Here is a 23,512-nt window from a genome sequence, read left to right as displayed (position 1 = left end):
ATGTTGACTACTATACGAAGTGCCTTTCTCATCATTTGTAGCTTTTTCGTATTCCAAGCGAATGCGCAACAGTTTTTAGATCCAGAAAAAGCATTTCCTGTTCAGGCTGCTTGGACTCATGCGCAAGAGCTAACGCTCAAGTTTCAGCCAGAGCCCGGTTATTACATATACAGGGACTCTCTCAAGTTAAAGAGTCAGGACCAAGTCATTGACCTCAAATTGCCTAAAGGGCTAGTTAAGTTTGATGAAAACTTTGACAAACATCTTGAGACCTACCCTAGACCATTTACTGCAACAGCATGGTTACCTAGCCAATTGAGTGAGGGTCGTACAGGCCCATTGATTTTGATTCTAGAGATTCAGGGATGTGCAGATAAGGGTATTTGTTATCCGCCGATGGAGCTCGAGTTTCGCTTGAGTGCGCCTGGTACAGAAGTGCTCGGACGGATCAATGAAGAGCCAATTGAAAAGCAGCACTCATGGAAAGATATCTGGGATGCGCGTGACGATGTCATGACTTTAGTCGATATCTTGCGCAATATCTCACCATGGGTTTTGCTGATCGCATTTTTCATCTTAGGCATTGCAATGTCTCTGACGCCGTGCGTCTTACCCATGTTGCCTATTTTGTCGGCCGTTATTTTTGGTGGTGCGCAAAGTCAAACAATCAGTAAGTTCAGGGCCTTTAGTCTGGCAATGGCCTATGTACTCGGTATGGCATTGATGTATAGCATTGCCGGTATGCTCACAGCGGCATTGGGTTCTGGTTTGCAGGCATGGTTCCAGCATCCGGTAGTTCTCATTGCTTTTGCATTATTGCTATGCGCCTTAGCTGCTAGTCTTTTTGGTTTTTATGAACTGCGCTTGCCTGCCAGTTGGATCAATCAAGTCGATCGTTTGGCAGGCCGTCAAAAGGGCGGTAGCGTTGTTGGGGCATTGACTCTGGGCGCAATCTCAACTTTGATTGCCAGTCCCTGTGTTACCGCTCCTTTAGCTGGTGTCTTAACCTTCGTTGCACAGACAGGTTCAGTGCCCTTGGGTGGGGTGATGTTATTCGTGATGGCGCTTGGTATGGGTCTGCCCTTGGTCTTGCTAGCGATTGGTGCTAAGAGTCTATTACCCAAAGCCGGCGCATGGATGGTTGGTGTGCAAAGGGTCTTTGGCGTCATCATGCTTGCCCTCGCGGTATGGGTTGTGTTGCCAGTCTTTACTAGCGCCCCGACACAACAAGAAATCCATCGCTTAAGCTCTGGCCTAGAATTTAAACGTGTACAGAGTCAGATGGAGTTGGATCAGCAATTAGCACAGGCCAAATCCAATGGACAAAAAGTCTTGCTCGATTTTTATGCTGATTGGTGTATCTCTTGCAAAGAGATGGAAGCTTTAACCTTTAGCGATGAGAAAGTCATCGCTGCGTTAAAGACTTATCAGCTCATCCAAGTCGACGTGACAAAAAATAGTGCTGAACACCAAAAGATACTGAAGCGTTATCAATTGTTTGGGCCACCTGCCATTTTGTTCTTTAATGAACAGGGCGCCGAGATGACGCAAGCACGTATCATTGGCTTTATGAAAGCAGAGCGCTTTAGAGAAAGACTCAATAGCTTAAAAAATTAAGCTTGTTCTTTGAGAAGTTGAGCTGCTTCTAGCGCAAAATAGGTCAAGATGCCATCGGCCCCAGCACGTTTGAATGCCAAAAGCGACTCCATCATGACGGCATTACCATCAATCCAGCCATTGGCTGCCGCTGCTTTTTGCATGGCATATTCACCGCTGACTTGATAAGCAAATGTGGGGTATCCGAATTCATCTTTAACGCGACGTACGATGTCCAAATAAGGCATGCCGGGTTTGACCATCACCATATCAGCACCCTCTTCAATATCAAGATGCACCTCACGCAAAGCCTCATCAGAATTAGCAGGATCCATCTGATAGGTTTTTTTATCTGCTTTACCTAAGTTGCTTGCTGAACCGACTGCATCACGAAACGGTCCATAAAAAGCAGACGCAAATTTGGCAGAGTAGGCCATGATCTTAGTATGAATATGACCATTGTTTTCTAGCGCTTCACGAATGGCGCCAATGCGGCCATCCATCATGTCAGAGGGCGCCACTATATCAACACCGGCAGCTGCATGTGCAAGAGCTTGTTTTACTAGAATCTCAATAGTTTCATCATTGATCACATAGCCTTTTTCGTCAATCACACCATCTTGGCCGTGACTGGTATAGGGATCTAAAGCAATGTCGGTCATGATGCCCAATTGTGGGAAACGTTTTTTTAATTCACTCACTGCGTGTGGAATTAAGCCTTTAGGATTAAATGCTTCATCACCCTTTGGAGTTTTGAGACCGCCATCAATGACGGGGAATAAAGCCATGACTGGAATGCCTAAACTCACACATTGCTCGGCAACGCCGTACATTAAATCCAAAGAGTAGCGTGACACTCCGGGCATGGATTTCACAGCTTCTTCACGTTTTTCACCTTCCAAAAGAAAAACGGGATAAATCAGATCGCTAGCGCGTAGATGATTTTCTTGAACGAGTTGGCGTGACCAAGAATCACGGCGCATTCTGCGGGGGCGATGAGTCAAATGCATATTTAACCTTGTTTTTTATAACTGCCTTTTTCATTAGCAATATGTTGCGTACTAGATTCTATGCCAAGCCATGTGCTGATGACTTGATCAGCCTGCGCTAGGCCGAGACGTTTGGTGCTGGAAAAAAGCTGCGCCGTCCATTGCTCAGGTGGGCAGACCGCGCCCAACTCTTTTTTAAGTTTTTCTAAAGCCATGCGACCTTCAGACTGGTTGAGCTTATCGGCCTTGGTTAGTAGTACATGAATTGGTTTACCTGTGCCAGAAAACCACTCAACCATTTGCTGGTCTAAAGCCGTCATTCCTCGTCGGGCATCCATAATCAGGATCAAACCACTTAATTGGGGACGGGTTTGCAGGTATTGTGAGAGTAAACCTTGCCAATGAGCCCGGGTTTTTTCATCGACCTGGGCATAGCCATAGCCTGGTAAATCGACTAAATTCGCTAAATTGGTCTTATCTTTCGTTAAAATTGCAAAAAAGTTGATATGTTGCGTTCTTCCTGGGGTTTTACTGGCAAAAGCAAGTCGATTTTGCTGACAAAGGACGTTAATTGCGGTTGATTTACCCGCGTTAGAGCGTCCAGCAAAAGCGACCTCAGGAAGGGGGTCGGCAGGTAAATCCGCTAAATGGTTAACGGTCACTAGAAATTGGGCTTGATGAAGAGTCGACATAGGTGTTTTCAGGTTGGACCTATTGTAAAATTCTTTGCTGGAATTTAGGCATTTATTTGCATATAAGATTTTCAAAAATAAAGGTTTTTCGGCTTTGCCATCATTGCCTAAGACTTTTGCGAAACATAGGGTGAGAGCACAATGCATCAAAAAGTATCTGCAAAATCAAAAATCATGACTTTGGTCGCTGGTTTGTTTTTATCAGCAGGCGTATTTGCCGCTGAACCAGCTAACGTTGTTAAACCGGATCTAGCCAAGGGCGAGGCTCTGTATAACAGTGGTGACCTAAAGCGTGGTATCGCTGCTTGTATGGGCTGTCACGGCGCCAATGGCGTGAGCGGTGGTGGTGCGTATCCTAAGTTAGCAGGCCAACATGCTGCCTACACTGTGAAACAGTTGAAAGACTATAAAGCAGGCAAGGATCGCCCTAATGCAGTGATGTCTGCTTTTGCTAGCATGCTCACCGATGAAGATATGTTGAATGTGGCAGCGTATTTAGAAAAGCAAGCGCCTGGTAATGGCACGGCCAAGAACAAAGCTTCAATTGAACTCGGTCAAAAAATTTATCGTGGTGGTATTCCTAGTAAGAACGTCGCTGCCTGTGCAGGCTGTCATGCACCGAATGGTGTGGGTATTCCAGCACAATACCCGCGTTTAGCAGGTCAGTGGGCAGAATATACAGAGGCGCAATTGGTTGCTTATCGCTCTGGTGAGCGCAAGAATAGTGTACAAATGACTGGGGTTGCTTCTCGCATGTCTGACGCAGAAATCAAAGCAGTGTCAGACTACATTGCTGGTTTGCGTTAATTCTAATTAATTAGTAGCTCTCGGTAAGAAGAGCCCACGAACCTAGGTTTGTGGGCTTCATTTTTTTAAAGATATGAACTCGTCAGTCATCGAAGCACCAACTCTCAAGAAAATAGGCCGTCATAGTTTCGAGCTTTTGGCCTCGATGCGTTTTGCAATTGCACTCTTAACGGTGATCTCAATTGCGAGCATCATTGGTACAGTCATTAAACAAAATGAGCCCTATACCAATTATGTCAATCAATTTGGGCCGATGTGGGCTGAAATTTTTAATGGTTTGAGTTTATTCTCGGTCTATACCGCTTGGTGGTTTTTGCTGATTCTCGCATTCTTAGTTTTATCGGTTTCATTTTGTGTCACTCGCAATGCGCCAAAGATGTTGAAAGATATTCGTGCCTGGAAAGATCATGTGCATGAGGGTGGACTGAGAGCTTTACATCATCATTTTGACTTTGAGGCCAAGCAAAGTGATCACTCTACTTTTGCAAAACAAGTTGCTGAGCGTCTTGCTAAAGATGGTTACGCAGTAAAGACGATGGTGGCCCATGATCACGCAAAAGTCCTGGCGAAAAAAGGAGCTGCTAATAAGTGGGGTTACATTTTGGCCCATAGCGCTATCGTTCTGATTTGTTTGGGTGGTTTATTGGACGGTGATTTATTTGTGCGTACACAAATGTGGTTCGGTGGAAAGAGCGTCCTGCCGGAGAGCACCCAAGGTATGTTAATTGCCGATATTCCACAAGAACATAAATTAGCAGCGAGCAACCCCAGTTACCGCGCTAATATATTTGTGCCTGAGGGTGGCAAGAGCCAAACTGCTCTTTTAAGTGCCACGACAGGCACAATCATTCAAGAGCTACCTTTTACCATCTTTTTGAAGAAGTTCCACATCGAGTACTACAGCACAGGTATGCCTAAACTCTTTGTGAGTGATGTGGTCATTCAAGATACGGATACTGGTGAACAAAAAGAAGCTCAGATTAAAGTGAATGAGCCTTTTTATCATCGTGGTGTTGCCATTTATCAATCTAGTTTTGAAGATGGCGGCTCTAAATTAAAGTTACGCGCATACCCTATGCATGGCGCGGGCCATTCTATAAAAGGAAGCTTTATTGTTGATGGTGAAGTCGGACAAAGCACTCGTTTACGTTCATCCGATGGCAAAGCTTATACCCTAGAGTTCAGTGGTTTTAGGCCGACCAATGTCGAAAATATTGCAAATGCGAGTGGTCAAAATGACACTAGGGGTGTGGCTACTACCCCAGCAGATAAAGGCCTTGGAAAAGTATTTAGCGATCGTTTGGGCTCTGCTGCCAAGACCAGTAAAGTCACAGATCTACGAAACGTCGGTCCATCCGTGCAGTACAAACTTAGAGATGCGGCTGGACAAGCGCGTGAGTACAGCAATTACATGCAGCCTCTATTGCTAGATGGCAGTCTCATGTTTATGTTGGGTGTGAGAAACACTCCGGCCGAAGAGTTTAAGTACCTCAGAATTCCTGCTGATCAAGACATTAGTCTTAAAGAGTGGCTCATGTTGCGCACTCTTTTACAAGATGCAGGCGCACGTCAGAGAGCAGTCCGTCGTTTTTCTGAGCAGGTCAATCGTCAGCAGAGTTTTGCCAATAACCCCGCCATGTTTAAACAGTTACAAGAGAGTGCGACTCGCTCGATAGAACTCTTTGCAGGCCAAACAGAATTTGCTAAGCGTCAAGCTGGTGAGGTCGGTATACAGCCGGGTGGCTTTGCTGCCTTAGGAGGTTTCATTGAACAAGCCGTGCCCGCTGAAGAACAGCAAAAAGCGGCCGAAGTCATCCTCAAAGTTCTCAATGGTGTGATGTGGGAATTATGGCAAGAAGCTCGTGCACAACTCGGCTTGCCAGCTGCAATCAACAATGAACAGAGTCAGCGCTATATTCAACAAGCGACTTCTGCCTTATCAGACAGTACTTTCTACCCCGCGCCACTCGTCTTTCAGTTAGAAGATTTTGAAGAAGTCAAAGCCAGTGTCTTTCAAGTAACGAAATCACCTGGGAAAAATATGGTGTACTTTGGCTGTTTATTACTGACTTTAGGCATTTTTGCGATGTTCTACCTACCGGATCGTCGTATTTGGGTTAAAACTTTAGGTAATGGGAATAACCTTTTTGCGATGTCAACCTCACGCAGAACCCTCGATTTTGAGAAAGAATTCAACCAATATCAACAAGAGTTCAGATCATGGAAACAGAATACATAAGCTCTACCCAGGGAGGGCTGGGGCAGTCGATGAAACGACTGGCGCAAAAATTAGCTCAGTCACTGACTTGGTTTGACTACTTATTTGCGCTCGCATTACTCATAGGTGCTTTTTACGCTGAGTATCGTTTCTCAGATTACATGGATGTCTATGAGCAAACTATTTTGTTTGCTTGTGTGCCATCTTTTGCGCTCATCGGCTGGTTATGGAAGCCGATGCGCAATCTCATGATAGGTAGCACCGTACTTGCATTGTTAGCGGTCTATTTTTATCAAACGCCAGAAGGTGGCCAGTTAGCGCGTGCCGAGCAAGCCTTCTTTTTAAAGTACATGCTCTCCAGTCAGTCTGCCATTTTGTGGATGAGTGTCTTTTTCTGTTTAAGCACACTTTTTTATACGATTGCGCTAATCAAAAATGCAACCTCATTTGGCGCGACAGCCACTAAGTTGTCATGGGCGGCTGTCTATATTGGTTTAACAGGCATGCTAGTGCGCTGGTATGAGTCTTATTTGATGGGCCCAGATATTGGTCACATTCCAGTATCGAATCTCTACGAAGTCTTCATTCTGTTTTGCTTAATTACGGCTATCTTTCACCTCTACTACGAGGCCCGTTATCAGTCTGTTGTTTTAGGGGCGTTCATACTGTGGATCATTGTTGCGGCAGTCGCATTTATTCTTTGGTACAGCGTCAGTCGTGATGCTCACCAGATTCAGCCATTGGTTCCTGCATTACAGAGTTGGTGGATGAAGATTCATGTGCCTGCTAACTTTATTGGCTATGGAACATTTGCTCTAGCGGCTATGGTTGCGATTGCCTACATCCTCAAATCTAAAAATATCTTAGCAAATCGCTTGCCTAGCTTAGAGCTCATGGACGATCTGATGTACAAAGCGATTGCGGTTGGTTTTGCATTCTTTACCATAGCGACGATTTTGGGTGCTTTGTGGGCTGCAGAAGCCTGGGGTGGTTATTGGAGCTGGGATCCAAAAGAAACTTGGGCGTTAATTGTTTGGTTAAATTACGCAGCCTGGTTGCACATGCGCCTCATGAAAGGCTTACGAGGTGTCGTAGCTGCTTGGTGGGCCATCGTCGGCTTGTTTGTCACGACCTTTGCTTTCTTGGGCGTTAATATGTTCTTATCGGGTTTGCATAGTTACGGCACACTTTAAAAGAAACAAAGATTAAAAACCCCTACAGTGAGACTGTGGGGGTTTTTTATTGAATACCAGTTTTTTTGGGTTGTAGGATTAGGGAACTAGTCGTTCCAGAGCAAAAAGACTTGGAATGCTTTCGCGTTCACGAATCAGATGGGCTTCTTGGCCCGATACCATCACCTCTGCTGCGCGACCACGCGTGTTGTAGTTAGAGCTCATCGTAAAACCATAGGCACCTGCAGATAGAATCGCAAGATAATCACCAGGACTTACTTGCAGAGCGCGATCGCGACCTAACCAGTCACCGGACTCGCAAATAGGGCCCACGACATCGTAAGTCGCTTGTGGTGCATTGGGATTACTCTCGCAAGCCACGATGGCATGGTAAGCCTCATACATCGCTGGGCGCATTAAATCATTCATGGCGGCATCGACGATACAGAAATTCTTGGTTTCGCCAGGTTTTAAGAATTCAACTTGAGTCAGTAGAACCCCAGCATTTCCCACGAGTGAACGTCCTGGCTCAAAAAGAATCTCTAAATGACCAAAACCTTCTTGTTCAATATGATCGAGTAAGGTATTGGCAAAAGCCGTGATGTCTGGCGGGGTTTCATCGGTGTAACAAATGCCTAAGCCACCACCAATGTCTAAGTGCTGAATAGTGATGCCTTGAGATTTAAGTTGTTCAATCAGTAGTAAGACGCGATCAAGGGCATCTAGGTAAGGGTTAATCTCTGTAATTTGTGAGCCGATATGACAGTCAATACCTACGATTTCACAATGAGTCATTTGTTTGGCTGCAAGGTAGGTGGGCAAGACATCATCGTAAGCGATGCCAAATTTATTACCCTTAAGGCCTGTAGAAATATAAGGATGGGTTTTAGCATCCACATCAGGATTGACGCGCAATGAGATAGCTGCTTTTTTGTTCAAGCGCTTTGCTACTTCATTAAGACGAGTGAGCTCAGGAATCGATTCAACATTAAAGCATTTGATACCTGCATTTAAGGCATCTGCCATTTCATGTTCGGTTTTACCCACACCAGAGAAGACCACATGTGCGGGATTGCCTTTGGCGGCTATCACGCGAGCGAGTTCGCCGCCAGATACGATGTCAAAACCAGCGCCTAATTGAGCAAATAAATTCAAAATTGCGATATTGCTATTGGCTTTCATCGCATAGTGCACTCGAGCGCGACGCCGACCATTTTTGTGACATGCTTTTTCATAAGCGCTAAAAGCGTCTGTTAAGGCCTTTTTGCTATACACATAAGTCGGGGTGCCAAAGCGCTGTGCTAGATCGCTTAAGCGAATACCTTCGGCATACCAAACCCCATCTTGTTGTGAAAAACCATTGAGTGAGGGGGTGATATTCATTGCTTTTCTTTCTGAGGCGGCCATTGTTTCTCTTTGGGTTCTGCTTTACTAGGAGGGGTGGGCTCTGCGGGTTTGGGAGCCAAAACTAAGGGGCCTCGTATCCCACAAGCGAGCAGGGATATCGCAGCACATAAAACCAAGGACCTCGCTAAAATAGTCTTCATACCAATAGTTTAAAAGCGATTTGCAATCAGCTCAGTATAGTGCAGACCTGCAGTCATCAGTCTGCCGAGCAAGAAGAATGAATCTGGAGACCTATATATGCAACTTAGTGAAAAAGACTTTAGAGCCGTAGCAGAAAAAACTCTACGAGCGATCGAAGCATCTCTAGAAAATGCCTTTCAGGAGCAAGATTTAGATTTGGATATTGCTCGTCAAGGTGGCAATGTGGTCAACATTCAGTTTGAAGATAAGAGTGTCATTGTGGTCAACACACAGCCACCCCTACAGGAAATTTGGGTAGCGGCCAAAGAAGGCGGTTTTCATTACCGCTTTACTGGCACCCTAGATCAGCCTCAATGGTCGGATACTAAAACGGGTCAGGATCTATTTGCTGATCTCAACCGCTTTGCTTCGAAGCAAGCCGGGGTGACTATCAAGATTAGTTTGACTTAACTAGTCAAGATTTTGCATGCCACCAAAGAATGATATGAACTCAGGTATTACCCAGTCACCATCTCTTTGAACTACTCCAGGAGGTGGACGGCGGTCAGCCTCTGGCACACCTCGCAGCGCAGTTTGCATATAACGTACCCATACAGGTAAGGCTAGGCCGCCACCGGTTTCTCGATCACCCAAGCTCTTGGGCTTATCAAAACCTAACCATGATACGGCCACAACGCTGGGGTGATAGCCTGCGAACCAAGCATCCATAGAGTCATTGGTGGTTCCTGTTTTGCCCGCTATATCGCTTCTTGATAAAGCAGGTCTAGCACTAGCAGCAGTTCCCGATTTGGTCACTTCTAAGAGCAGGCTATCCATGACAAATGCAGTTCTAGCATCAAGCACCCGAATGGATGGGTCGCCTGAGCGCGTTGGTTGTGCTTCAAATAAAACATTACCTTTGCTATCAATCACCTTGCTAATTAAGTAAGGCTCTACCCTAAACCCACCGTTAGCGAAGACCGCATAACCTGTAGCCATTTGTAGTGGAGTCACAGAGCCTGCACCTAAAGCCATGGTGAGATAAGCGGGATGTTTTTCAGCCTCAAAGCCAAAGCGCTGAATATAGTCTTGGGTATAGCGTGGAGAAACTTTACGAATGATGCGAACTGAAGCTAGGTTTTTAGATTTGGCCATCGCATTACGGACTGTCATGCGACCTTCAAATTTACCGTCGTAGTTTTTGGGCTCCCATAATTGCCCTCCAGTTTCTAAACCACTAATCGACAGAGGTGCATCGTTCACTAATGAATTGGGCATCAAACCTTTTTCAATAGCAGCGGCATATACAAATGGTTTAAACGAAGAGCCAGGTTGACGTTGTGCTTGTGAGACGTGATTGAATTTATTCTTACTAAAGTCAAAACCACCCACTAGTGCACGAATGCCACCATCTTGTGTGTCGAGCGCTACAAAAGCTGCTTCGATTTGTGGCATTTGGGCCAAGACATAGCGACCCTCTACCGGCAGAACGCGCACAATTGCACCCGGTCTGATTTGCTGTTTGGACGAAGCTTTGTCTGTTAAGGCAATGGCGCCTAGCTTGAGATCATCACCTTTAATAGTGACCGTCTCACCAGTTGAGATGACTACTTGAATCATTTTTGGTTGCGCCTCAATCACAACCCCAGATAGCAAATCATCATTGCTAGGGTGGTCACTTAAAGCAATATCGATAGCGCGCTGACGATCCACTTCTTTTTCAGGAAGCTTAATATAACCTTCAGGACCGCGATACTTGTGGCGTAATTCGTAGTCCATGATGCCTTTACGAACTGCTGAATAGGCAGCATCTTGTTCGGCACGACGAATCGTTGTAATGACTGTCATCCCTTGGCTATAGATCGTATCCCCATACTCGCTATAAAGTAATTGTCTGACCATTTCAGTGGCAAAGTCCGCTTTGGTGACAAATTCCTTGCCAATGCCACGGACATGCAAGATTTCCATCTTGGCTGATTCATATTGAGAGGGCGTGATCATCTTTAAATCACGCATACGTTGCAAGATATATTCCTGGCGAATTTTGGCGCGGCGATAATTCACAACAGGGTTATAAGCAGATGGCGCTTTCGGTAAGCCTGCCAACATGGCTGCTTCTGCAATAGAAATCGTCCGTATATCTTTGCCGAAGTAAATCTGTGCGGCGCTGGCAAAGCCATAAGAGCGTTGACCCAAAAAGATCTGGTTCATGTACAGCTCAAGAATTTGCTCTTTGCTTAAATTGGCTTCGATTTTCCAAGCCAAAAGCACTTCGTATATCTTGCGACTAAAGGACTTTTCGTTAGTGAGGAAAAAGTTACGAGCCACCTGCATCGTGATGGTGGAAGCGCCTTGAGAGAGGCTGCCTTTGAGGTTGGCCAGCGTAGCGCGCGCCACACCCCAATAGTCAACACCACCATGTTCATAAAAGCGCTCATCTTCGATTGCAATCACAGCATTCTTAAGATAGGCAGGGATTTCTTGAATCGACACTACATTGCGGCGTTCTTCACCAAATTCACCAATCAAAACCTTATCAGCGGTATAGATACGTAGTGGAACTTTTGGTTTGTAGTCAGTAATGGTTTCTAGATCGGGAAGGTTGGGTCTAGCCACAATAAAGGCATAGGCCACAATCAGAGCCAAGAGGATCAGACCGGCACTGCCTAAAAATAATCCCCAGCGAATGAAGTACTCACCCAAAGGTTTTTTGGGTTTTCGTGTGGCACTCAAGTCTTTGATGCGAGACTGGGGGCGAATCGGTCTACGTGAATCACTCATATGATCATTATAGGGTCTCAATACCCCTATTTTTATAAATGAGGACTACAAAAAAATCAGCTATTTCCATCAATAAAATCAGTAAGTTGCAAGTTCCATACAAAGAGCCTGGCTGGGCACAATAGGCCTATGTTTAAAAGACTCATCGACGAACAATCAATCCAAGATTTCAAATACAAAGAGCGTCAGATTTCACGAGCCGATAGGGTTAGCTCGAGATCTGACCAGGGCTCACGCATCATGCATATATTCCAATCCATCTGGAAACAGTCGGGACATCAATTTTTGAGATCATCGCTACCTCGTGGATGGCAGCTTGGTTTGCCGTATTTCTTGATCGCGATGCAAACAGCTTATTTATTCTTCTTGCAGAACCGGGTGGTAAATTTGGAGTCAAGGCCATCACTGAAGCAAGAAATTATTCAAACTCTCAATGAGTTGAAGCATGATCAGACAAATACTCCGCAATTAGTGGCTGTTCAAGATTTAGCCTTAAGCCCCGATGCTGAGACAGCCGAAGCGCATGCCCCCGATAACCCCTTATCGACCATACGTTATTTGGCTTATCAGGATCTGGCGGGGGAGCGCAGGGCGCTGTTGATCTGTCAGGGTGAAGAGTTGTGGTTAAAGCCACAGCAATGGTGTGGTGCTGCCATGCTCAAACACATTGATGCCCATGTCTTGCAGTTGCTCATTCAACAACAGGAGCACTGGTTAAAACGTGAGCAGGGCTAACTATGAAAAGAATCCTGCAAATCACAAGCGCAATAATGGTGGCGCTTTCTGCTAACGCTTACGCAGAAAAACTCAATTTTGATTTTTATGGAGTTTCTGTTGTAGAGGCATTACAGGGTTTAGCCAAAATGAAACGTCACAATTTGATCCTGGCTGAGGGCATTAGGGGAACGCTTGATATTCAGCTGCGAGATGTAACGTGGCAGGAAGCTTGGGATGCGATTGTTTTGAAAAAAGATCTGAGCTATCGAATTTTAGGTCATCAGATTTGGGTCGGTCATCATCAGCAGCTCAAGCAGCGACTATTGCAAGAGCAAGAACTCAAAAAATTAGTTCAATCGAGTAACTTGGGTGATATGCCGCGCCAAGTCATGATCGAGGCGAGAATTGTTGAGGCCCAAAGAAACTTTGCCCGTCATCTAGGTGCCAAACTTAATTATCAAAAAGAAAGCGCCAGGCAGTGGCAAAGTGATTTGAAGTCGCAAGGTTTGAGTGGCTATGAGGCAGCTAGCGCGACGATAGGAATTTTGGGCAAGGAGGCGGCTGGCTTATTGCAGATCGAATTATCTGCCCTAGAAGCCGATGGACTAGGGCAGATAGTTTCTAATCCACGCGTTATGGCAGCGGACAATACACAGGCTTTGATAGAGCAAGGTACAGAATTACCCTATCAATCCTCGGCGGGCCAAGGGGCCACCAAGGTGCAGTTTCGTAAAGCAAATCTACGCTTACAGGTCAAACCCAGCATCATGAAGGATCGTGCGATCTTATTGGATGTTGATATCAATAAAGACAGCGTGGGCCTAAAAACTGAACATGGCTTTGCGATCGATACCAAACATCTAAAGACCCAGGTGATGGTCGAGAGTGGGGGCACTGTCATTTTGGGGGGTATTTTTCAAGAAGCAGAGCGTCAAGATGAGACGGCAGTTCCTTGGATTTCGAAAATTCCGATCCTCGGTTATTTATTTAAGCAAGAAGCTAAAAGTAAAGATAAGACAGAATTATTAATATTTTTAACGCCAACCTTAGTCAATTCACCAAACCCTCAGTAGAATCATGGGTGTGAGCCAGATTTCAGACAATATTTTTCTCGTGGGGGTCATGGGTGCCGGTAAGACCACCGTGGGACGTCTTTTGGCTAAAAAATTAGGGCGCCGTTTTATTGACTCTGATCATGAGATCGAGCAACGCTGTGGGGTCAAGATTCCCGTCATCTTTGAGATGGAGGGCGAGGAAGGTTTTCGTAAGCGTGAGGCACAAGTCATTGATGAACTGACGCAAGAGAAAAATATCGTATTGGCTACCGGCGGTGGTGCCGTATTACTTCCTGAGAACAGACAGCACCTCAAAGAGCGTGGCGTGGTGATTTATCTGCGTGCAACTCCTCACGAACTTTGGTTGCGCACCCGCAATGACAAGGGTCGTCCTCTTTTGAACAACAACGACCCTAGAGGAACTTTAGAAAAGCTATTCACCATTCGTGATCCTTTATATCGCGAAACCGCTCACCACATTATTGATACTGGTAAGCCTAATGTGAGTCAGTTAGTCAACAATCTGATTATGCAAGTCGAGTTATCCGCATGAAAACATTACATCTTGATCTTGGTGAAAGAAGTTACCCGATACATATTGGGAGTCAATTACTCACTCGTGCTGAACTCTATCAACCGCATTTAAAAGGGCGCATGAGTGCGATTGTGACTAATGAAACGGTCGCTCCTTTATATGCAAAACAAGTGAAAGAAACTTTAGAGTCGCTCGGTCAAAAGGTATGCGTAATCGTTTTACCAGATGGCGAAGTTTATAAAACTTGGGAAACTCTGCAGAAAATTTTTGATGGGCTCTTGCGAGAGACTGCTGATCGCAAAACAACCCTAATTGCCTTAGGTGGTGGTGTGATTGGCGATATGACAGGTTTTGCGGCAGCTTCATACATGAGGGGTGTGCCTTTTATTCAGGTGCCAACAACACTTTTATCGCAAGTCGATTCATCGGTGGGTGGTAAGACGGGCATTAATCACCCGCTTGGCAAAAATATGATCGGCGCTTTTTATCAACCTGCTGCTGTGTTGGCGGATTTAGACACTTTAAAGACTTTGTCACCCAAAGAGTTAGCGGCAGGTTTGGCTGAGGTGGTCAAGCACGGCGCGATTGCAGATGTAAAGTTTTTAGATTGGATAGAAGCACACACAGCAGAATTGAATCGCTGTGATGCCGCGGCTATGGAATTTGCCGTACTTCGTTCTTGCGAAATTAAATCTGATGTGGTTGCCAAAGATGAGCGTGAAGGTGGCTTGCGAGCTATCTTGAACTTCGGTCATACTTTTGGCCATGCGATTGAAGCAGGTATGGGCTACGGTGAGTGGTTGCACGGCGAGGCAGTTGGTTGTGGCATGGTCATGGCAGCCGACCTTTCTACACGTTTAGGTGGTATCACAGACGCCGATGCGCAAAGACTTAAAAACATCATTGCCGCATTGCATCTGCCTACGGTACCACCGAGCTTCGGCGTTGAACGTTACCTTGAGCTGATGAGCGTGGATAAAAAAGCTGAAGGGGGTGAAGTTAAATACATTGTTCTACAACCGATGGGTCAAGCCAAAATTACTAAGGTTCCAGAGAGCACAGTTATTGAAACATTAAAGGCCACGCGAGCAGCGTAATGATGCCATTCAATTTGGCCCCTTATGCAGTCTCTGAGGTGAATAGTTTAGGTAGAGAGCATACTGAGCCAGCAGAGCCAAGTCGCTCAGGACGTAATCCTTTTTCTCGTGACCGAGACAGGATTATTCATTCCACAGCGTTTCGGCGTTTAGAGTACAAGACTCAAGTTTTTTTAAATCACGAGGGTGATCACTTTCGTACTCGTTTAACTCATAGCTTAGAGGTTGCTCAGATTGGTCGCGCAGTTGCGAGGCGTTTGCAGCTGAATGAAGATTTAGTAGAAGCCATTAGCCTTGCTCATGACCTAGGGCATACTCCTTTTGGACATGCTGGCCAGGATGCGCTAAATGAGTGTATGCGTGACTATGGTGGTTTTGAACACAACCTACAAAGTCTTTGGGTCGTTGATTTTCTTGAAGAGCGTTATGCAGGTTGGGATGGTCTTAATCTCACCTATGAAACGCGCGAAGGTATTTTGAAGCATTGCTCTAAAAATAATGCTAAACAATTAGGGCGATTGGGTGAGCGATTTTTGCAAGGTCAGCAACCTAGTTTGGAAGCTCAGCTAGCTAATATTGCCGACGAGATTGCGTATAACAATCATGATATCGATGATGGGGTGCGCTCGGGTCTCATACAAATTGAACAACTCAGCGAAGTCAGTCTATGGCGTTCACAAAGAGAGCTTGTTCAAGCAAGATATCCACAATTGATCGGTCGACGCATGGTCTGTGAAGTAGTGCGTCATATCATCCATGTTTTGGTAGATGATTTGGTCAAGGCGAGCCAAGCACGCATTCAGCAATTACAGCCACAGTCTCTCGATGATGTGAGGCGCTTACCAAAGATTATTGATTTTTCAGATTCAATGCGTGAGCAGGCTATAGAAATGAAGCGCTTTTTGTTCAAAAACCTGTATCGACATGAGCAGGTGCTATTACAAACCACAAAAGCGGCAGAATGCGTGAAGCAACTCTTTGCGGTTTATCTCAATAACCCCCAGTTAATACCTGCGGATTTTCGTCCTCAAGATCAATTAACCAGACGTATTTCCCATTACATTGCGGGTATGACCGATCGTTATGCCGAAAAAGAGTTTTTGCGTCATTTAAGCTCATAGGGGTATCCTAACGCTATGGCGCGTTTACCAAGACTCGTTTTGCCGGGTTATCCCATGTATGCCTCTGTGCGAGGCCATCAAGGGCAGGCTATTTTTTTGGATGATGCTGACCGCAGAACCTATCTAGAGTGGCTAAGAGATGCTGCACGTGAGCATGAATTAGCAATACACGCTTATGTTCTAACGCAAAATCAGGCACAAATCCTAGCTACGCCTAAGCATACCCAAAGCCTAGCCAAGGTCATGCAATCCTTGGGCCGTCGTTATGCACATTACTCACATCACCGCTATCAAACGACCGGAACTCTGTGGGAGGGGCGCTTTCGCTCTTGCTTGATTGAAGCCGAACAGTTTTTTATTAAAGCCCAACAATTCATCGAGCAAGCGCCGGTCGTTCAGCATTTGGTACAAAAACCGGGTGACTGGGCTTGGTCAACGGCAAATCACCATACGGGACAAGAAACAATCCCCTGGATCAATGATCATCCCCAGTATTGGGCTTTAGGTAATACCCCCTTTGAGCGTCAACTAGCCTGGACTAGCTTATTGGCAGACCATTTATCTTCCGTAGATCTAGATAAAGTGAGTAAACACTTCAATTATGGATGGCCGCTCCTCTCTGAAGAACTCCTAGCCAGTTTAGGTAGCCAACTCAACCGCCCCATGGTCATTCGTAAGGCGGGCCGCCCTAAAAAACAAGTCGTCAAATAAACCAAAAAATCCCTCAGTTCACCAAAATAGTGCCGTTTAGAAACCAATAATGTGCTGACCCATATTTTCCTGTCCCTAATTATTGAGCGGTGGCGGAGGGATCATAAATAAATTAGTGACAGACACTAATATTTTTCTATTGCAAGTGCTCGGGTATTCCCCTATAGTCCAATCAAAACCCCGTAAAAGTGAGGGGGGTGTTGCCTCTACCGAAGAATAAATGAGGCTCGTCTACTAGATAGGAACGTATCCGTGAATACTACGCCAGTATTGCGCCCTGCGGCGCAAGGTCTTTATGACCCACAAAATGAACACGACGCTTGCGGTGTTGGCTTTGTAGCGCACATCAAGGGTAAAAAAACACATGACATCGTGACCCAGGGTCTAAAGATTTTGGAGAACATCGATCACCGTGGTGCAGTCGGTGCAGATCCTTTAATGGGCGACGGTGCCGGTATCTTGATTCAGATACCTGATGAGTTCTATCGTGAAGAAATGGCAAAACAAGGTGTGCACTTGCCACCTGCCGGAGAGTACGGCGTAGGTATGGTGTTCTTACCTAAAGAAAGAGCTTCTCGCCTAGCCTGCGAACAAGAGTTAGAGCGTACAGTTCGTATTGAAGGTCAGGTCATGTTGGGTTGGCGTGATGTGCCAGTCGACAAGAACATGCCGATGTCACCGACCGTTCGTAAGACAGAGCCAGTGATTCGTCAAATCTTCATCGGCCGTGGTCGGGACATTATGACAACAGACGCTCTGGAGCGTAAGTTGTATGTGATTCGTAAGACAGCGAGTCATGCGATTCAAGATCTACAACTGAAGCACGGTAAAGAGTATTTCGTGACATCTATGTCGGCCCGTACCGTTGTCTATAAGGGTCTGTTATTGGCAAACCAAGTGGGCGCCTACTATGACGATCTGAAAGATCCACGTGTGGTCTCAGCTTTGGCGCTTGTGCACCAACGTTTCTCAACAAACACTTTCCCTGCGTGGGAGTTGGCTCACCCCTATCGCATGATTGCGCACAACGGTGAAATTAATACCGTGAAGGGTAATGTGAACTGGATCAATGCCAGAACAGGTGCGATTAGCTCACCTGTATTAGGTGATGATTTACAAAAACTGTGGCCTTTGATTTACCCAGGCCAATCAGACACAGCCAGTTTTGATAACTGTTTAGAGCTACTCGTGATGGCTGGTTACCCCATGGCGCACGCGATGATGATGATGATCCCAGAGGCCTGGGAACAACATACGCTCATGGATGACAACCGTCGTGCTTTCTACGAATACCACGCAGCAATGATGGAGCCATGGGATGGCCCAGCAGCGATTGCCTTTACCGATGGTCGTCAGATCGGTGCAACTTTGGATCGTAATGGTTTGCGCCCAGCACGTTATTACGTGACCGATGATGACCTGGTGATCATGGCATCAGAAGCTGGCGTACTGACCTTCCCAGAAAATAAGATTGTTAAAAAATGGCGCTTACAGCCAGGCAAGATGTTCTTAATTGATATGGAACAGGGTCGCATCATTGATGACGTTGAGCTCAAAGATGCTTTAGCAAAAGCAAAACCTTATAAGAGCTGGATTGATGCAGTTCGCATCAAGCTCGATGAAATTGATGTGCAAGCTGCTGATGCCAAAGCTGATGCAGAAAATATTCGCCCACAAGCGAGCCTCTTAGATCGTCAACAGGCCTTTGGTTATACGCAAGAGGACGTGAAGTTCTTAATGGCGCCAATGGCACAAGCTGGTGAAGAGGCGATTGGTTCTATGGGTAACGATAGCCCATTGGCTGTGCTTTCAAACAAGAACAAACCACTCTATAACTACTTCAAACAGTTGTTTGCGCAGGTGACTAATCCTCCAATTGACCCGATTCGCGAAAACCTCGTGATGTCATTGGTTTCATTTATCGGTCCTAAGCCTAATTTATTAGATACCAACAATATCAATCCTCCAATGCGCTTAGAGGTTTCTCAGCCAGTATTGGATTTTGAAGATATTGCCAAGATCCGTCATATCGAGCATTACACGGGTGGTAAGTTCCGCTCTTACGAGTTGGATATCTGTTATCCGGCCGATTGGGGTAAAGATGGTGTTGAAGCACGCTTAGCCTCTTTATGTGCTGAAGCAGTTGATGCTGTGAACTCGGGCTATAACATTTTGATCATCAGTGATCGTCAAGTAGCCGCCAGTCATGTGGCCATCCCAGCACTCTTAGCAACTTCAGCGATTCATCAACACCTCGTAGAAAAAGGTTTAAGAACCTCTACAGGCTTAGTTGTAGAAACTGGTAGTGCCAGAGAAGTTCATCATTTCGCACTATTGGCAGGTTATGGTGCTGAAGCAGTGCATCCCTATTTGGCGATGGAAACTTTGGCACAAATGGCCCAAGATCTCAAAGGCGATTTGTCAGCTGAAAAAGTTATCAAGAACTTCACAAAGGCCATCGGTAAGGGCTTACAAAAAGTCATGTCGAAGATGGGTATTTCGACTTATATGTCTTATACCGGCGCACAGATTTTTGAAGCCATTGGTTTGTCAAAAGAATTAATTGATAAATACTTCAAAGGGACAGCATCAAACGTCGGTGGTATTGGTGTGTTTGAAGTCGCTGAAGAAGCTCTGCGTATGCATAGCCTCGCCTTTGGTAATGATCCTGTACTAGCAAACATGCTCGATGCTGGTGGCGAGTATGCTTTCCGTATTCGCGGCGAAGATCATATGTGGACACCCGACTCGATTGCTAAGTTACAGCACTCGACTCGTCAAGGCCCAGAAAAAGGCGGTTACCAAACCTATAAAGAGTACGCGAATATCATCAATGATCAAAGCAAGCGTCATATGACCTTGCGTGGCTTATTTGAGTTCAAGGTAGACCCAAGCAAAGCAATTCCATTAGATGAGGTTGAGCCTGCTAAAGAAATCGTTAAACGTTTTGCAACGGGTGCGATGTCATTGGGTTCTATTTCTACAGAAGCGCATGCAACTTTAGCGATTGCGATGAACCGTATTGGCGGTAAGTCAAATACTGGTGAAGGTGGTGAAGATAACAAGCGTTATCGTAATGAGCTCAAGGGTATCAAGATCAAGCAAGGCGAAACCTTGGCTAGCATCATTGGCGACGATATCGTCAAAGCAGACATCCCATTGTCTGAAGGCGACTCGCTGCGCTCTAAGATTAAGCAAGTTGCCTCTGGTCGCTTTGGTGTGACCGCTGAGTACCTGACTTCTGCAGATCAGATTCAGATCAAGATGGCCCAAGGTGCTAAGCCTGGTGAGGGCGGACAATTGCCTGGTAGCAAGGTGTCTGACTATATTGGCCAGCTCCGTTACTCAGTGCCTGGCGTTGGTTTGATTTCTCCGCCACCACACCATGATATTTATTCGATTGAAGATTTGGCTCAGTTGATTCACGATCTTAAGAATGTGAATAGCCAAGCAGATATTTCTGTGAAGCTAGTTTCTGAAGTGGGTGTAGGTACTGTGGCTGCGGGTGTAGCTAAAGCAAAAGCTGACCACGTTGTAATTGCTGGTCACGATGGCGGTACAGGGGCTTCACCTTTATCTTCTATCAAGCATGCTGGCTCACCTTGGGAGCTTGGTTTAGCAGAAACGCAGCAGACTTTAGTTCTCAATGGTCTACGCAGCCGTATTCGTGTACAGGCGGATGGTCAGATGAAGACGGGTCGCGATGTTGTCATCGGCGCGCTCTTAGGTGCTGATGAGTTTGGCTTTGCAACGGCACCCTTGGTTGTTGAGGGCTGCATCATGATGCGTAAATGCCATTTGAATACCTGCCCTGTGGGTGTTGCAACACAAGATCCTGAGTTGCGTAAGAAATTCTCAGGCAAACCTGAGCATGTTGTGAATTTCTTCTTCTTTATCGCTGAAGAAGTTCGTGAAATCATGGCGCAATTAGGTATTAAGAAATTTGATGAGTTGATTGGTAAAACTGATTTGCTCGATATGAAAAAAGGTATCGAGCATTGGAAGGCTAAGGGCTTGGATTTTGCAAAGATCTTCCAAGCTCCTGATGTTCCTGCAGAAGTGCCACGTTATCAAGTGGAAGTACAGGATCACGGTTTGCAAACTGCGCTGGATCACACCTTGATTGAAAAATCAAAAGCCGCTCTCGAAAAAGGTGAGCGTGTTTCATTTATTCAGCCAATCAAGAACGTTAACCGCACGGCGGGCGCCATGCTTTCCGGTGAGGTGGCTAAACGTTATGGTCATGAAGGTTTGCCTGAAGATACGATTCATATTCAGTTAAACGGTACAGCGGGTCAGAGCTTTGCAGCATTTTTAGCTCACGGCATTACGATGGATTTGGTCGGTGACGGTAACGACTACGTGGGTAAAGGTTTGTCAGGCGGTCGTGTGATTGTTCGTGCACCTCATGAGTTCCGTGGGGATACTGCCCAAAACATCATCGTGGGTAATACAGTGCTTTATGGTGCGATCGGTGGCGAAGCCTTCTTTAATGGGGTCGCTGGTGAGCGCTTTGCAGTGCGTAACTCTGGTGCGATTGCGGTTGTTGAAGGTACAGGCGACCATGGTTGTGAGTACATGACTGGAGGTACGGTCGTGGTGCTCGGTATGACAGGGCGTAACTTTGCTGCCGGTATGAGCGGCGGGGTGGCCTATGTGTACGACGAAGATGGTCTTTTTGCGAAGCGTTGTAACACTAGTATGGTGACATTGGAAGCAGTATTACCTAGCGCTGAGCAAGAAGCCAAGATGCCAAAATCAGAGTGGCATGCACCCGTGAATGTGAAAGAGGGTGGTGAGCGCTTAACGGATGAAGTGATTCTCAAAGGTTTAGTGGAGCGCCACTTTAAGCACACCGGTTCAGAGCGTGCCAAAGCTATTTTGGCCAACTGGGATTCATCACGAGCACGCTTTGTGAAAGTCTTCCCCACAGAATATCGCCGCGCATTGGGTGAGTTGTGGGAGCGTTCACAGGGCAATAAACAGGCTGCGGCCGTTTAAGAATAGATAAAGAGGAATAGCCATGGGTAAAGTCACTGGTTTTATGGAGTTTGAGCGCTTAAGTGAGCATTACGAAGAGCCAACGAAGCGCGTTAAACATTACAAAGAATTCGTTATGGCCTTAAGCGATGACGAAGCAAAAGTTCAGGGTGCGCGTTGCATGGACTGTGGTATCCCGTTTTGTAATAACGGATGCCCAGTGAACAACATCATTCCTGACTTTAATGATTTGGTTTATCAACAAGATTGGCAAAACGCGATTGAGGTTTTGCACTCTACCAATAACTTCCCTGAGTTCACGGGCCGTATTTGCCCGGCACCTTGCGAGGCTGCTTGTACTTTAGGGATACATGAAGATCCGGTGGGTATTAAATCCATTGAACACGCCATTATTGATAAGGCATGGGCGAATGGTTGGGTCAAACCAGTATTGCCTAAACAGAAGACTGGCAAGAAGGTCGCTGTAGTGGGCGCTGGTCCTGCAGGTATGGCTGCCGCTCAGCAGCTAGCGCGTGCCGGTCATGATGTCACGCTCTTTGAAAAGAATGATCGTGTAGGCGGTCTCTTGCGTTACGGCATTCCTGACTTCAAGATGGAAAAAGAATTAATTGACCGTCGTGTGTCGCAAATGGAAGCTGAAGGCGTGAAGTTTGAGACAGGTGTTTTTGTTGGTAAAGATGCGCCGGGTAAGGAAGTTAAAAACTACGCCAAGAAAACAGTTTCTCCGGAGCAATTACAAAAAGACTTTGATGCAGTGGTGATTTCTGGTGGCGCTGAGCAGCCACGAGATTTGCCTGTACCAGGTCGTGAGCTAGAAGGTATTCACTTTGCTTTGGAGTTCTTGATTCCGCAAAATAAAGAAGTTGCCGGTGATGGTAAGAACCAAATTAGAGCCGACGGTAAGCATGTGGTGGTGATCGGTGGTGGCGACACAGGCTCAGACTGTGTAGGCACATCCAATCGTCACGGCGCAAAATCTGTGGCGCAGTTTGAGTTATTGCCACAACCTCCTGAGCAAGAGAATAAGCCTTTGGTTTGGCCTTATTGGCCCACCAAGTTACGCACTTCAACTTCTCATGAAGAAGGTTGTGAGCGTGACTGGTCAGTGGCTACCAAGCGTTTTGAAGGTAAAAACGGCAAAGTAGAAAAACTCATCGGTGTACGTCTGGAATGGAAAGACGGCAAGATGCAAGAAATCCCCGGTAGTGAGTTTGAGATGAAAGCCGATCTAGTTTTGCTAGCCATGGGTTTTGTTTCACCAGTACAAACAGTACTCGATGCATTTGGTGTTGAAAAAGACGCCAGAGGTAATGCCAAAGCAGCGACTGAAGGCGCAAAAGCCTACTACACCAATGTGCCTAAAGTATTTGCAGCTGGCGATATGCGTCGCGGCCAATCACTCGTTGTTTGGGCGATCCGTGAGGGTCGTCAGTGCGCTCGCGCAGTAGACGAGTTCTTGATGGGGTCTAGCGTTCTACCGCGCTAATCATGAT

The 23,512-nt window shown here is 46.1% G+C and carries 17 protein-coding genes; 13 read left to right on the top strand and 4 right to left on the bottom strand.

The genetic code is table 11. From position 1 onward, the window contains the following. A complete protein-coding gene (dsbD, locus tag ICE94_RS03760; RefSeq protein ID WP_216149030.1) occupies positions 1–1,617 on the top strand; it encodes a protein-disulfide reductase DsbD in 1,617 nt (538 codons plus the stop codon). Here the strand turns inward: dsbD and hemB are convergent. Both hemB and yihA read right to left on the bottom strand, forming a co-directional pair. Continuing rightward, positions 1,614–2,606 carry a porphobilinogen synthase gene (hemB, locus tag ICE94_RS03755; protein ID WP_216149027.1) on the bottom strand — a complete coding sequence of 331 codons (993 nt, stop codon included), beginning with the start codon at positions 2,604–2,606 and terminating at the stop codon, positions 1,614–1,616. The two genes, dsbD and hemB, sit on opposite strands and share 4 nt — an antisense overlap. Before the next feature lie 2 nt (positions 2,607–2,608). Next, positions 2,609–3,277: a ribosome biogenesis GTP-binding protein YihA/YsxC gene (yihA, locus tag ICE94_RS03750; RefSeq protein ID WP_216149025.1), complete on the bottom strand. Its 669-nt coding sequence runs from the start codon at positions 3,275–3,277 to the stop codon at positions 2,609–2,611. Positions 3,278–3,418: 141 nt separating this feature from the next. On the opposite strand from yihA, the gene ICE94_RS03745 reads away from it, so the two are divergent. From ICE94_RS03745 to ccsB, 3 genes are all read left to right on the top strand, one after another. Beyond that, positions 3,419–4,084, top strand: a complete 666-nt coding sequence (locus ICE94_RS03745; protein WP_216149023.1) for a c-type cytochrome — start codon at positions 3,419–3,421, stop codon at positions 4,082–4,084. 73 nt (positions 4,085–4,157) lie between these two features. Then, positions 4,158–6,323: a cytochrome c biogenesis protein ResB gene (locus ICE94_RS03740; protein ID WP_216149021.1), complete on the top strand. Its 2,166-nt coding sequence runs from the start codon at positions 4,158–4,160 to the stop codon at positions 6,321–6,323. A 29-nt stretch (positions 6,324–6,352) separates the two neighbouring features. Then, positions 6,353–7,495: a c-type cytochrome biogenesis protein CcsB gene (ccsB, locus tag ICE94_RS03735; protein WP_216150913.1), complete on the top strand. Its 1,143-nt coding sequence runs from the start codon at positions 6,353–6,355 to the stop codon at positions 7,493–7,495. Between the two features lie 78 nt (positions 7,496–7,573). Here ccsB and lysA read toward each other — a convergent pair whose 3' ends face one another. Continuing rightward, positions 7,574–8,857 (bottom strand): diaminopimelate decarboxylase, encoded by a 1,284-nt coding sequence (gene lysA / locus ICE94_RS03730; protein ID WP_216149019.1) that lies wholly within the window; start codon positions 8,855–8,857, stop codon positions 7,574–7,576. 261 nt (positions 8,858–9,118) lie between these two features. On the opposite strand from lysA, the gene cyaY reads away from it, so the two are divergent. Then, positions 9,119–9,472: an iron donor protein CyaY gene (gene cyaY / locus ICE94_RS03725; protein ID WP_216149017.1), complete on the top strand. Its 354-nt coding sequence runs from the start codon at positions 9,119–9,121 to the stop codon at positions 9,470–9,472. Here the strand turns inward: cyaY and ICE94_RS03720 are convergent, their stop codons facing one another. Further along, positions 9,473–11,782 (bottom strand): penicillin-binding protein 1A, encoded by a 2,310-nt coding sequence (locus tag ICE94_RS03720; RefSeq protein ID WP_216149015.1) that lies wholly within the window; start codon positions 11,780–11,782, stop codon positions 9,473–9,475. Between the two features lie 129 nt (positions 11,783–11,911). On the opposite strand from ICE94_RS03720, the gene ICE94_RS03715 reads away from it, so the two are divergent. From ICE94_RS03715 to ICE94_RS03680, 8 genes are all read left to right on the top strand, one after another. Beyond that, positions 11,912–12,517 carry a hypothetical protein gene (locus ICE94_RS03715; protein WP_216149013.1) on the top strand — a complete coding sequence of 202 codons (606 nt, stop codon included), beginning with the start codon at positions 11,912–11,914 and terminating at the stop codon, positions 12,515–12,517. Between the two features lie 2 nt (positions 12,518–12,519). Beyond that, positions 12,520–13,572, top strand: coding sequence for a type II and III secretion system protein (locus tag ICE94_RS03710; RefSeq protein WP_216149011.1), 1,053 nt, complete (start codon positions 12,520–12,522; stop codon positions 13,570–13,572). 10 nt (positions 13,573–13,582) lie between these two features. Beyond that, positions 13,583–14,107: a shikimate kinase AroK gene (gene aroK, locus ICE94_RS03705; RefSeq protein WP_370623774.1), complete on the top strand. Its 525-nt coding sequence runs from the start codon at positions 13,583–13,585 to the stop codon at positions 14,105–14,107. Next, positions 14,104–15,186, top strand: a complete 1,083-nt coding sequence (gene aroB / locus ICE94_RS03700; RefSeq protein WP_216149009.1) for a 3-dehydroquinate synthase — start codon at positions 14,104–14,106, stop codon at positions 15,184–15,186. Before aroK ends, aroB begins: the two co-directional genes overlap by 4 nt. Before the next feature lie 2 nt (positions 15,187–15,188). Then, entirely contained in the window at positions 15,189–16,307 is a 1,119-nt protein-coding gene (locus tag ICE94_RS03695) for a deoxyguanosinetriphosphate triphosphohydrolase (RefSeq protein ID WP_370623773.1), read from the top strand. Positions 16,308–16,322: 15 nt separating this feature from the next. Next, on the top strand, positions 16,323–17,018 hold the full coding sequence (locus ICE94_RS03690; RefSeq protein ID WP_216149005.1) for a transposase: 696 nt from the start codon (positions 16,323–16,325) through the stop codon (positions 17,016–17,018). Positions 17,019–17,270: 252 nt separating this feature from the next. Beyond that, positions 17,271–22,019 (top strand): glutamate synthase-related protein, encoded by a 4,749-nt coding sequence (locus tag ICE94_RS03685; RefSeq protein ID WP_370623772.1) that lies wholly within the window; start codon positions 17,271–17,273, stop codon positions 22,017–22,019. Positions 22,020–22,041: 22 nt separating this feature from the next. Continuing rightward, complete coding sequence (locus ICE94_RS03680) at positions 22,042–23,505, top strand: glutamate synthase subunit beta (protein ID WP_216149003.1); 1,464 nt, start codon at positions 22,042–22,044, stop codon at positions 23,503–23,505. Positions 23,506–23,512 lie beyond the last annotated feature (7 nt).

This window comes from Polynucleobacter sp. MWH-Loch1C5 (assembly GCF_018881775.1).
Classification (GTDB): Bacteria; Pseudomonadota; Gammaproteobacteria; order Burkholderiales; family Burkholderiaceae; genus Polynucleobacter.
The sequence above is the reverse complement of the archived record's forward strand: the minus strand, read 5'-3'. Positions and strand labels throughout refer to the sequence as shown.

Coding starts and splice junctions, on each gene's coding strand:
- ICE94_RS03710 (WP_216149011.1), top strand. CDS start 12,520: ATGAAAAGAATCCTGCAAATCACAAGCGCAATAATGGTGGCGCTTTCT.
- ICE94_RS03715 (WP_216149013.1), top strand. CDS start 11,912: ATGTTTAAAAGACTCATCGACGAACAATCAATCCAAGATTTCAAATAC.
- hemB (WP_216149027.1), bottom strand. CDS start 2,606: ATGCATTTGACTCATCGCCCCCGCAGAATGCGCCGTGATTCTTGGTCA.
- ICE94_RS03680 (WP_216149003.1), top strand. CDS start 22,042: ATGGGTAAAGTCACTGGTTTTATGGAGTTTGAGCGCTTAAGTGAGCAT.
- aroB (WP_216149009.1), top strand. CDS start 14,104: ATGAAAACATTACATCTTGATCTTGGTGAAAGAAGTTACCCGATACAT.
- ICE94_RS03695 (WP_370623773.1), top strand. CDS start 15,189: ATGCCATTCAATTTGGCCCCTTATGCAGTCTCTGAGGTGAATAGTTTA.
- dsbD (WP_216149030.1), top strand. CDS start 1: ATGTTGACTACTATACGAAGTGCCTTTCTCATCATTTGTAGCTTTTTC.
- ccsB (WP_216150913.1), top strand. CDS start 6,353: ATGAAACGACTGGCGCAAAAATTAGCTCAGTCACTGACTTGGTTTGAC.
- yihA (WP_216149025.1), bottom strand. CDS start 3,277: ATGTCGACTCTTCATCAAGCCCAATTTCTAGTGACCGTTAACCATTTA.
- ICE94_RS03740 (WP_216149021.1), top strand. CDS start 4,158: ATGAACTCGTCAGTCATCGAAGCACCAACTCTCAAGAAAATAGGCCGT.
- cyaY (WP_216149017.1), top strand. CDS start 9,119: ATGCAACTTAGTGAAAAAGACTTTAGAGCCGTAGCAGAAAAAACTCTA.
- ICE94_RS03690 (WP_216149005.1), top strand. CDS start 16,323: ATGGCGCGTTTACCAAGACTCGTTTTGCCGGGTTATCCCATGTATGCC.
- lysA (WP_216149019.1), bottom strand. CDS start 8,857: ATGAATATCACCCCCTCACTCAATGGTTTTTCACAACAAGATGGGGTT.
- ICE94_RS03745 (WP_216149023.1), top strand. CDS start 3,419: ATGCATCAAAAAGTATCTGCAAAATCAAAAATCATGACTTTGGTCGCT.
- ICE94_RS03720 (WP_216149015.1), bottom strand. CDS start 11,782: ATGAGTGATTCACGTAGACCGATTCGCCCCCAGTCTCGCATCAAAGAC.